The following is a 10290-nucleotide window of genomic DNA, read 5'->3' on the forward strand; positions in this document are numbered from 1 at the left end:
ACGGATGGCGCGCTCGTCGTCGGCGCTGTGCACGGCGCCGGAGAGGCCGTAGCGGGAGTTGTTGGCGATCCGGACCGTCGTAGGGGGTGCAGGTCACGGACGGATGTTCGGTGGAGCCGTAGGCCCGGAAGACGCTGATCCCCAGGGACTCCAGCCGGGTCGTCACGGCGGAGGCGACGGAAGCGCCGCCCAGGCCTGCGTACTTGAGGTGCGCGATGTGCTCGGGCGTGCAGTCGGGATGGTCGAGCAGGCTCGTCATGTAGTACGTCGCCCCGCCGCCGACCGTGAGCCCTTCCGCCCGCATCAGCGCGAGCGCCTGGGCCGGGCTCCAGGTGTCGCCGAGGTTGACCGGGGTGCCGTCGAGGACAGGGATGAGAAAGGCGTTGATCATGCCGATGAAGTGGCCGACCGGCGCCACGGTGAACTGCCGCCCCCGGTCGGGCGGGTAGCTCGCGGCCAGCTGACGGGTCTCGTAGCCCAGGATCCGGTGACTGTGGATCACACCTTTCGGGTCCCGGGTGGTGCCCGAGGTGAAGGCGATGAGCGCGGGGGCGTCCGGGTCGACGGGCAGGACACCGGCCAGGGGTTCGTCGGCGAGCAGCGCGTCGAGGTCCCGGCCGACGACGCCGACGACCGGCACGTCCGTGCACAACTCCGGGCGGAACTCGAACCGGCCGAAGCGCCCGGCCGCGAAGAACGCCTTGGGGCGGGTCGCGCCGAGGATGTAGCCGACCTCCTTGGGTCCGTAGAAGTGGACGACCGGCACGACCACCGCGCCAAGGAAGGCGCAGGCCCAGAACACGGCCGCGGCCTCCATCCAGTTGGGCAGCTGCATGGCGACCACATCGCCGGTACCGACCCCGCGCGCCCGCAGCCCGGCGGCGAGCCGTCGCGCCACCCGCTCGACGTCGGCGAAGGTCCCGGCCCACGGCCGTACCTCCGAGTGCACACGGAACTCCACGTCCCCCGCCGTGGCCAGTCCGGCGGTCAGCAGCTCGCCGAGGGTCTCGCGGGTCCACCAGCCCTCGGCCTCGTAACGCGCCGACAGCTCGGGCGGCAGCGGCCGCAGGGCACCGAGGGAAGTCGTCGACATGACAGGGGGATCTCCTCACCGCAGTCGCCATTGCACCTGTAGGAGAATTGCACTCTCCCATAGCGAGAAGGTAAGTTCCATACATGGCACGGGACCACGGCTTCCATCCGGTGCGGATCACCCGGATCGTCGACGAGACGCCGGACACGCGCACCTTCGCCCTCGACGCACCGTTCCCCTACCGGGCCGGACAGTTCCTGACCTTCAAGGTGTGCGGGACGCTGCGCAGTTACTCGATGTCGTCGTCGCCCGACACCGACGGCGAGCTGTGTGTGACGGTGAAGCGGGTGCCGGGCGGGCTGGTCTCCGGCTGGATGCACACGCAGCTGCGGCCGGGCGACACCCTTGAGGCCACCAGACCCGGCGGCTCCTTCTGCCTGCGCCCGGAGGCGACGGACCGGCCGCTGGTCGGATACGCCGGCGGGAGCGGGATCACACCGGTGATCTCCCTGGTCAAGAGCGCTCTGGCGACAACTCCGCGCGAGGTACGGCTGCTCACGGCCCATCAGAGCGCCGGCTCGGCCATCTTCCGCGAGGCACTCGGCGCCCTGGCCGCTCGCCATCCCGGCCGGCTCCGCATCCACGACCACCTCGACGACCGGGACGGACTGGTCGCCGCCGACGAGATACGGGCCCTCGCCGACGGCGACGCGGACCACTACCTCTGCGGGCCGGAGCCGTTCATGGCCCTGATCGAGAGCACGCTGCTCGCGGCCGGGACGCCTGCCGGACGGATCTTCGTCGAGCGGTTCACGCCGGTGGCGGCCGCCGAGTCGTCGGCCGAGCCCGTCCCGGGCACCGTCACCGTCGGCCTGCGCGGTCAGCGCCGTACCGTGCCGCAACGCGCGGGCGAGACCCTGCTGCAGAGCGCGCGCCGGGCCGGCTTCACCCCGCCCTTCTCCTGCGAGTCCGGGGACTGCGCCACCTGCATGGCACGGCTGACCGACGGCGAGGCCAAGATGCGCGTGAACAACGCCCTGGAACCCGACGAGATCGCCGAGGGCTATGTGCTCACCTGCCAGGCCGAACCCACGACCGCCGAGGTGACCGTCGTCTACGAGGACTGACGCCCGCCGAACCACCGGCACCCGCCCGTTCGACCGGAAGGCCACGCATGGTTGATCTGGAAATGGAGGACGGCCTGGCCGTCGTCACCATCGACCGCCCGCACGCCCGCAACGCCATCGACCCGGCCACCATGGGCGAACTCGACAAGGCCCTGGACGCGGCCGAGGGGGCGCGGGCGCTGGTGGTGACCGGCGCGGGCGACAAGGCGTTCGTGTCCGGCGGCGACCTCAAGGAGCTGGCGCGGCTGCGCACCGAGGACGAGGCGGCCGGGATGGCGCTGCGGATGCGGGCGCTGTGCGACCGGATCGCCGCCTTCCCCGGCCCGGTGGTGGCCGCCCTCAACGGGCACGCCTTCGGCGGCGGCGCGGAGGTCGCGGTCGCCGCCGACATCCGTATCGCCGCCGACGACATCCGTATCGGCTTCAACCAGACGAAGCTCGCCATCGTGCCCGCGTGGGGCGGTGCCGAACGGCTGGCCCGGCTGGTGGGGCCGGGCCGGGCGCTGCTGCTGGCGGGCACCGGACGTGTCCTGGAGGCCGCCGAGGCCGAGCGGCTGGGCCTGGTCGACCTGGTGCTGCCCCGTGCCGGGTTCGCCGACGGATGGCGGGAGACGGCGCGGTCGCTCGCCACCGCGCAGGCCCGCGAGATCAAGAACCTCACCACCCGGGCCCGGCCGCCGCACGAGGCCGCGGCGGCCTTCGCCCGGCTCTGGGTGTCCGACGAACACTGGCAGGCGGCGGAGAAGGTGATGTCCCGTGGCAGGTGAGATCCACGTCGAGGAAGGGCCGTTCGGGCCGGAGGTACGGCCCGAGGGCGCGGCCGTGGAGCAGACGGTGCTGTATCTGCACGGCGACCCGCGACTCGCGGGCACCCCGCAGGACGCCCTGCCCACGGCGCGCGCGCTGGCCCGGCACACCGGCTACGCGGTCGTGTGCGCCCGGTACCGGCTCCGCTTCCCCGAGGCCCTGGAGGATGTGTACGCCGCCTGGGAGCACTGCCACGGCCGGGGGCCCGCGGCCGTGGCCGGCAAGCGGCTGGGCGGTGCCCTCGCCGCCGGTCTGCTGCTGCGGCTGCGCGACGATGGGGCGGCTCCGCCGTCCTGTGCGGTGCTGTCGTCGCCGGTACTGGACTTCACGCTGGACGCGTCGAGCCTGCTGCTCAACGCGGCAGCGGACCGTACGGTGGACGCGGAGGCCCTGTCCGTCCGGGCTGCCGCGTACGCGGGCCCAACGCCGCGCACCCACCCACTGCTCAGCCCGCTGCACGGCAACCTCCACGGTCTGCCGCCGATCCAACTGCACGCGGCGGGCACGGAGATGCTCCTGGACGACACGCTGTCCCTCGCGACCCGGGCGGCACACTCGGGGGTCGAGGTCGACATGCGGATCTACGAGGACTCTTCCGCGCAGGGACTCAGGCAGCTGGAAGCGACAGCGGCGTTTCTGCGCACCTGGTGCTCGACCGGCCTGGTCACACCCCACCGGGGCTGAACGGCACTGCGGAGCGGACGGCTTCCCGCTGACGAGTACGGCCGTCCGTGACGCGAAGAAGCCACCGGTCGGCGCCGCGCCGCCCCGAAGCCGACGGGATCGTGGATCCTCGCATGCCGTGGCAGGCGAACGCACCGCCTGATTGAGGACGAGGCGGTGATCGCCCGGCCGGTCGACCACCTGCCCTTAGGACGCCTATCGAGTCGTGATCATTCTGCGGATTCGCCCCGGTGGCGGGCGGCGGACCGGATCGGCCCTGACACCATCGGGCCGTACCAGTACTGCCGAACGGTGCAGGTCCGGTGAGCCTGCTGGAGAGGAGCGCCACCACTGCCCCCGCTGCTGAACGGCGCGTAGCGTGTCGAGGCATGACGCTGCTGCCGGACCTGCCTCAGAACTCGGCGTTGCTCGACCTGCTGCGGCAGCAGGGCGTTCCGCAGGAGCACGGTGCCTACGTCTACGAGGGGTGGGAGCTGCATACCCACCCCGATCTGGTCGAGAGACTTGAGGACCTTGCTCCCCAGTGGCCCGTCCTGGCGACGTTCGGGGTGCCGGTGCTTGCGGCCAAGGGCATCGCCGCGGTCGTCGCTTGGGGCACGGACATGCTGCTGGTGCGCCTTCCCGAAGCGCCGGCCGAGCCCCTGGAGCCCGCGGAGCCCTGCCCGCCCCTGACAGATCCGGGCCAGGGTTGGTACTCGCTCTCCCCCTGGCAGAGCGAGCTTCCCTCGGCGGAGTCCAAACGCCTGTTGTCGCTGCTGATCCAGCATGCGCTCTCGTATACGGCGAGCCTGTCGGAGGACGACAGCACCGACTGGCAAGGGCGCCCGGTGCAGGCTCCGGGCATGCGCAGGGGCAAGGGCAAGGGCAAGGGCAAGCGTCCCAGCAGGGACAAGGGCAGGCGGCAGGGCGGACGCGGAGGACGACGCTAGGGTGCGGAGCGAGTCCTGATCAGCGGGTCGCCCCTGGTGAGGTCTTTGATCCATCAATCGCCCCGGCCTCGATCAGATCAGCGGCTGCGAACCGGACCTGCTCACGGCGAACCCGTTCCTCAGCCGCCGATCCACCGCCATCGGGATACCTCACTCGACCGGCGTGGCGCGGCCCACGACAGCCGTCACGAGTCGTGCCCCGCCGAGTTGTGCAGGCCGTGAACATCTCTGCGGAGAATCCGGTACAGCACACACTGGCGAAGCGGCCCCTCGGGCACGCTCGGATCCTCGAAGTCGTCGGCCGGATCCCGGGTCATGCCGATCCGGCGCATCACTGCCTGGGAACGAAGGTTGCGGACGGTCGTCGACGCCACCACTTCCGGCAGCCCTAGGTCCTCGAAGGCGAAGCCCAGGCAGGCCAGGGCGGCCTCGGTGGCGTAACCGTGCCCCCACGCCGAACGCATCAACCGCCAACCGATATCCACTCCCGCGAACGGCATGTCCTTACCCACCTCGTCCAAGCCGGCACGGCCGATGAACTCACCAGTCTCCCGTGATTCGAGCGCCCACCACCCAAAACCTCGCTCGTCGAACTCGGCCTGCATGAGTGCCACCGCGGCATCGCTCTGCTCCCGTGTCAGCAGTTCCCCCAGGTGTTCTCGGACTTCAGGGTCAGCGTTCATAGCCGCCCACGGTTCGAGGTCGGACTCCCGCCACCGGCGGAGCAGAAGACGATCGGTTCGCAGCTCTGGCATGCCGCCCAGCCAATCCGATCAAGATCAGGGTGTCGAACTCTCCAGCGGGAGACAGCTGAGTTCGGCACAGCGGCGCCTCTTCGTTCGGTGGGCCCCCGGCCGAGCGTGCCGGGTAGGACACGGACACCATCAGTTCCCGGTTCCCGGCCGTCGGTACCCAGGGGTCGGGACGATACCGGTCGACCAGGCGCAGGGCGCGGCGGCCCACCGGGTACGGGCCGACGGGAAGGGGTAACGCCAGTTCACTCGCATCCGTGCCCCGGGGAGGCATGCGCCCGCCGCGGGACGAGGAGACAGGAGCGGCGCCCAGGAGTGGAGCGGACAGGCCGAGGGTGAGCAGAGCAGCCAGGGCCGCCCTGCGCGATCTTGTGGTCATGGAACCGAGGCCAGGCTCCGGCCCGTTCCCAACTCTTCGCTCCTCAGCGGTACTTGGGCTTGCGACCGGAGACCGACCCCCAGCAGGCCGGATGTCACCACAGGATGAGAGCGGCACCCCGGACACGGCCCCGCCCCGGTCACCGCTCCCCACCCGCACACGATCCCGGTCTCAGCACCACAGCGGCCCCGGTCGGTTCGGCGGGCAGGCGTCGCACGCCCCGCTCGCCGGTCTGCTTCGGCTCCGGCCGGGTGCCGCCGCCCGCCCGCGGGCGCCCACCCACCGCACGCTGCCCCTCCTGTATCCCCTCAGCCTGGCCGACGACCGGCGTGCGCAGCCCCGTGCGGCGGTCAGGATCCCTGTGTGTCGTCGCGGTACACCCGGCCGCCCTTCATCACGAAGCACACCTGCCCCGTGACGGACAGATCGGCGAGCGGGTCGCCGGGGACGGCGATGACGTCGGCGAGCAGGCCCGGCCGCAGCCGGCCCCGGTCGTCGGCGCCGATCAGCTCGGCGGCGACCGTCGTCGCAGAGCGCAGGGCCTGGAGCGGCCGCATGCCCCGGTCCACCAGGGCGAGGAGCTCCAGGGACCCCTTGCCGTGCGGGATCGCGGGCGCGTCGGTGCCGAGGGCGACCTTGACACCACGCCGGATCGCCCGGGCGGTGGACTCACGGGCGCGGGGGAAGACGTCCGCGGCCTTCGCCTGGAGCTCCGGGTCCGCGTGCCCGGTGTTCATGCCCTCGGTGAGATATGTGGTGGCGACCAGGAAGGTGCCGCGCTCCACCATCAGGTCGAGGGTGGCGTCGCTCGCGAGGAAGCCGTGCTCGATGCAGTCGATGCCGGCCTCGACGGCGGCCCGGATCGCCGAGTCCCCCATGCAGTGGGCGGCGACCCGCACACCCGCCCGGTGTGCCTCGTCGACGATGGCGCGCAGTTCCTCGTCCGAGTACTGCTGCGCGCCGGCCGGACCGGTATGTGACATAACACCGTTGGAGGCGCAGACCTTGATGACCTTCGCCCCGTACTTGATCTGGTACCGGACCGCCTTCCGCACCTCCGCCACGCCGTTGGCGATGCCCTCCTCCACGGTCAGCGGCAGCACCCCGGGCGCGAACGCCTGGAACATGGTCGGGTCGAGGTGCCCGCCGGTCGGCGCGGTCGCGTGCCCGGCGGGCACCACGCGCGGCCCGTCCACCCACCCCAGGTCGATCGCCTTCTTCAGGGCGACGTCCAGGAGCACGCCCCCGGTCTGCACGAACAGACCGAGGTTCCGTACGGTCGTGTACCCGCGGTGCAGTGTGCGGCGGGCGTTGGCGACCGCACGCAGGGTGCGCAGCGCGGGATCCTCCTGGACCGGGATCAGCGGGCTGCGGTGGTCGGGACCGCCGAGGAAGAGGTTGACCTCCATGTCCATCAGGCCCGGCAGCAGGGTCACATCGCCGAGGTCCTGCACGACGGTGCCCTCGGGGAGGCGGCCCGGCTGCACCTCGGCGATGTGCTCGCCGACCACCAACACCTCGCCCGGCTCGACCAGTTCGCCCTTGTCGACGTCGAGCAGCCGGGCCGCCCGCAGCAGCACGGGCGGCCGGGGTGCCGTCTCCCGCCCCGCCATCACACGGCGGGTTCGACGACGGCGTGGATGCCGGCGGGCCCGCTGTCCGGGACCCGCGGCTGTCCCCACGCCTCCACCGGGAAGGCGATGGTGACCAGCGAGCAGAACGCCCACAGCAGCCGCTTGTCCTGCTCGCCGATATCTTCCATGCCGACCTGTTCCAGGTACGCGGTGCCCTTCTGCAGCAGCGGGAACGCCACGTCGTAGAAGGCCTGCAACTCCTCCATGGTGCTGGCGACGCGCTTGGCGTAGCGGGCGCGCTCGCCCTGGATCGCCCAGTCCGCGAACGGCTCCAGCTCGTGGAACCCGTCGGGAAAGACCGTGGTCATGTCTGCACTCTCCCTGTCTGCTCGATGGGGCGTCTCAGGACGCGGGGGCCGGTACCACCGGCTGCTCGTAGGCGCGCACGAACTGCCGTGCGGTGGCGTGCAGATGGCGCAACAGGACCTCCTGGTCGCACAGCGGGAACTCGTCCACGGTGCGCGTCTCCAGCATGGTCTGGGTGGCTTCCAGGGTGTTGCCGTCCTGCAGGCCGTACTCCTTGAACGACACCACGGCGAGCTCCTGTTGCAGCCGCTGGAAGGCGTTCTGGGGCGGGACGAAGTAGCAGGTGCCCTCGAAGATGTGGGTGTTGTAGGACGTCGGCCAGTAGTGATAGGTCAGCACCCAGTTCGGCCGCCAGACCAGCAGCATGAAGTTGGGGAAGAACACGAACGAGTCCATGCCCCAGACCTTGCTGCGCGTGGGGTTGACGGCCGGTGGCAGCTGTTCGGTGGTCAGTCCGATGTCGGGAGCTTCCCAGGGTCCGAACAGCCCGCTGCGCAGGGCCCGTTCGACGGGTTTGACCATCGCCCGCTCCTTCGGCGGTGCGATGCCGCCCCAGGAGGAGACCATGCTGTGCGGGCCGTCGATGTCGTACGACAGTGCCTCGTAGCCGTACTTCTTGATCTTGGCGGCCTCTTCGGCCACGTACTGGCCCGCGTGCAGGATCGGCGCGTGGTAGAACTCGGCGAACGCGTCGATGAACAGCTTCCAGTTGCTGCCGATCTCGGCGCGGTACTTGTGCACCTGGGTCAGCTTGTGAAACGGGTAGCCCTCGATGCCGTGGGCGAACCTGCCGAGGTAGTCCCGCAGCGGTGTGGTGTTGTCGGGGTCGAGGTTGACGAAGACGAACCCCTCCCAGACGTCGGTCTGCACGGGCAGCAGCCCGTACTTGGACTTGTCGACGTCGAAGAACTCCGACTCCTGCTGGACGAAGGCGAGCTTGCCCTCCAGGTCGTAACGCCAGGCGTGGTACTTGCAGGTGAAGGCGCGGCAGGTGCCCTTGGTCTCCTCGCGGGGGTAGTCGTCCCAGACGAGTTTGTTGCCGCGGTGGCGGCAGACGTTGTGGAAGGCACGCACCTCGCCGTCCGTGCCGCGCACGACGACGACGGAGGCACGGGCGGCGTCCAGTTCCTTGGTGAAGTAGCTGCCCTTGCGCGGCAGTTGTTCGACCCGCCCGACGTTCAGCCAGGTCCGCCGGAAGATGGCGTCCCGCTCCAGTTCGTAGAACTCCGGTGAGATCGAGTCCGCGTAGGAGACCGGCTCCGTACCGATCTTGAAGTGCTCGGTCCAGCTGCCCTCGGCGGGCTTCGGGAAGTGCGCCATGAGTGGGAACCTCCGGTCGGTTGACAGCCCTACGATAACAATCGTCTCTGATTTGGAGAATAGCGTTTCCGTATTCTGCATATGGAACCTATGGTCGTGTCATCGGCATCGCGGCTCTCACGAGTGGAGGACGCTCTTGACGACACGCCACGACCACTGGATCGACGGCCGCCCCGAGCCGCCGGCGAGCGGCACCTGGCTGGCGACGCTCGATCCGGCCACCCGGCTGCCCGGCGACGAGACGGCGGCGGGCGGCCCTGCCGACGTCGGGCGTGCCGTCGCCGCGGCGGAACGGGCCCGGCACGACTGGGCCGCCCGCTCCCCCGCCGAGCGCGGAGCGATCCTGCACCGGGTCGCGGACGCGATCGAGGCCGACGCCGGCACCCTGATGCGGCTGGAGCGGGAGTGCACCGGGAAGGTCCCCGCGCAGCTGCGGCTGGAGACGGACATGTCGGCGGCCTACTTCCGCTACTACGCGGGGGTCGTGCGTGCCGCCGGGCACGGCACGGTCATCGAGCAGGGGGCGGGCGTCCACACGTACACGCGGTACGAGCCGTACGGCGTCGTCGGTGTGATCACCCCCTGGAACCTGCCCCTGAACCAGGCCTGCCGGGCCCTCGCCCCCGCCCTGGCGATGGGCAACGCGGTCGTCGCCAAGCCCTCGGAGTTCACCTCGCTCTCGACCGTGCACCTGGCCCGGCTGGCCACCCGCGCCGGGCTGCCGGACGGGGTGCTGAACGTCGTCACCGGCACGGGACCGGACGCGGGCGAGGCCCTCGCGGCCCATCCGGGCGTACGGCGGCTGGCCTTCACCGGGTCGGTGGCCACGGGCCGGTATCTCGCGGGGGTGGCGGGCGGCCGGCTGGTCCCGCTCACGCTGGAACTGGGCGGCAAGTCACCGCTGGTGGTGTTCGCCGACGCGGATCTCGACCGGGCGGTGGCCGCCGCGGTGACGGCGGTCGCGGCGAACTCCGGGCAGGTGTGCTCGGCCACCGCACGGCTGCTGGTCGAGGAGTCGGTGCACGACGAGGTGTTGGACCGGGTGGTCACGGCCGTGGAGAAACTGCGCCCCGGCGTGGACTTCGGCCCGCTGATCACCGAGGCCCAGTACGGCAAGGTACTGGACTTCCTGGCCGACGCACCGGTGCCGCCCGCGACCGGCGGCGGCCCGTACCCTCGGGGGCCCGAGGCGCGCGGCCTGTACATACGGCCCACCGTGTACGCCCGGGTGGACCCGCACGCCCGCATCGCCCGCGAGGAGGTCTTCCGACCGGTCCTGGTCACGCTGCCCTTCCGGGACGAGACGGAGGCGCTGGCCC

Annotated in this window: 10 protein-coding genes and 1 pseudogene; 5 read left to right on the plus strand and 6 right to left on the minus strand. The window is 71.1% G+C overall.

Annotated features, from left to right (window positions below; genetic code table 11):
* Positions 1–1093 (minus strand): AMP-binding protein (locus tag KVT45_RS53380; RefSeq protein ID WP_217562100.1); only part of this gene is annotated, 1093 nt, incomplete at its 3' end.
* Between the two features lie 83 nt (positions 1094–1176).
* On the opposite strand from KVT45_RS53380, the gene KVT45_RS53385 reads away from it, so the two are divergent.
* From KVT45_RS53385 to KVT45_RS53400, 4 genes are all read left to right on the plus strand, one after another.
* On the plus strand, positions 1177–2160 hold the full coding sequence (locus tag KVT45_RS53385; protein WP_217562102.1) for a ferredoxin--NADP reductase: 984 nt from the start codon (positions 1177–1179) through the stop codon (positions 2158–2160).
* Between the two features lie 47 nt (positions 2161–2207).
* On the plus strand, positions 2208–2927 hold the full coding sequence (locus KVT45_RS53390; RefSeq protein ID WP_217562104.1) for an enoyl-CoA hydratase/isomerase family protein: 720 nt from the start codon (positions 2208–2210) through the stop codon (positions 2925–2927).
* Positions 2917–3651 (plus strand): alpha/beta hydrolase fold domain-containing protein, encoded by a 735-nt coding sequence (locus tag KVT45_RS53395; RefSeq protein ID WP_217562106.1) that lies wholly within the window; start codon positions 2917–2919, stop codon positions 3649–3651. Before KVT45_RS53390 ends, KVT45_RS53395 begins: the two co-directional genes overlap by 11 nt.
* A 368-nt stretch (positions 3652–4019) precedes the next feature.
* Entirely contained in the window at positions 4020–4580 is a 561-nt protein-coding gene (locus tag KVT45_RS53400) for a hypothetical protein (protein ID WP_217562108.1), read from the plus strand.
* A 185-nt stretch (positions 4581–4765) separates the two neighbouring features.
* Here KVT45_RS53400 and KVT45_RS53405 read toward each other — a convergent pair whose 3' ends face one another.
* The 5 genes and pseudogenes from KVT45_RS53405 to KVT45_RS53420 form a co-directional block, all read right to left on the minus strand.
* The gene (locus KVT45_RS53405) at positions 4766–5335 is read right to left on the minus strand and encodes a GNAT family N-acetyltransferase (protein ID WP_217562110.1); all 570 of its coding nucleotides are present in this window, start codon (positions 5333–5335) and stop codon (positions 4766–4768) included.
* A gap of 94 nt (positions 5336–5429) precedes the next feature.
* Positions 5430–5711, minus strand: a pseudogene (locus KVT45_RS57430) (alpha/beta hydrolase); the annotation flags it as partial.
* Between the two features lie 350 nt (positions 5712–6061).
* The gene (locus tag KVT45_RS53410; protein ID WP_217562112.1) at positions 6062–7324 is read right to left on the minus strand and encodes an amidohydrolase family protein; all 1263 of its coding nucleotides are present in this window, start codon (positions 7322–7324) and stop codon (positions 6062–6064) included.
* A complete protein-coding gene (locus tag KVT45_RS53415; protein ID WP_217562114.1) occupies positions 7324–7653 on the minus strand; it encodes a hypothetical protein in 330 nt (109 codons plus the stop codon). The genes KVT45_RS53410 and KVT45_RS53415 overlap by 1 nt, the downstream gene beginning before the upstream one ends.
* Positions 7654–7687: 34 nt before the next feature.
* Positions 7688–8971, minus strand: coding sequence for an aromatic ring-hydroxylating dioxygenase subunit alpha (locus tag KVT45_RS53420; RefSeq protein ID WP_217562116.1), 1284 nt, complete (start codon positions 8969–8971; stop codon positions 7688–7690).
* Between the two features lie 136 nt (positions 8972–9107).
* Here KVT45_RS53420 and KVT45_RS53425 point away from each other — a divergent pair.
* A partial coding sequence (locus KVT45_RS53425; RefSeq protein WP_217562118.1) for an aldehyde dehydrogenase occupies positions 9108–10290 on the plus strand: 1183 nt, incomplete at its 3' end.

The sequence above is a fragment of the Streptomyces sp. GbtcB6 genome (assembly GCF_019091475.1).
In the GTDB taxonomy this organism is placed as follows: Bacteria; Actinomycetota; Actinomycetes; order Streptomycetales; family Streptomycetaceae; genus Streptomyces; species Streptomyces hyaluromycini.

Coding starts and splice junctions, on each gene's coding strand:
- KVT45_RS53420 (WP_217562116.1), bottom strand. CDS start 8,971: ATGGCGCACTTCCCGAAGCCCGCCGAGGGCAGCTGGACCGAGCACTTC.
- KVT45_RS53405 (WP_217562110.1), bottom strand. CDS start 5,335: ATGCCAGAGCTGCGAACCGATCGTCTTCTGCTCCGCCGGTGGCGGGAG.
- KVT45_RS53410 (WP_217562112.1), bottom strand. CDS start 7,324: ATGGCGGGGCGGGAGACGGCACCCCGGCCGCCCGTGCTGCTGCGGGCG.
- KVT45_RS53415 (WP_217562114.1), bottom strand. CDS start 7,653: ATGACCACGGTCTTTCCCGACGGGTTCCACGAGCTGGAGCCGTTCGCG.
- KVT45_RS53390 (WP_217562104.1), top strand. CDS start 2,208: ATGGTTGATCTGGAAATGGAGGACGGCCTGGCCGTCGTCACCATCGAC.
- KVT45_RS53400 (WP_217562108.1), top strand. CDS start 4,020: ATGACGCTGCTGCCGGACCTGCCTCAGAACTCGGCGTTGCTCGACCTG.
- KVT45_RS53385 (WP_217562102.1), top strand. CDS start 1,177: ATGGCACGGGACCACGGCTTCCATCCGGTGCGGATCACCCGGATCGTC.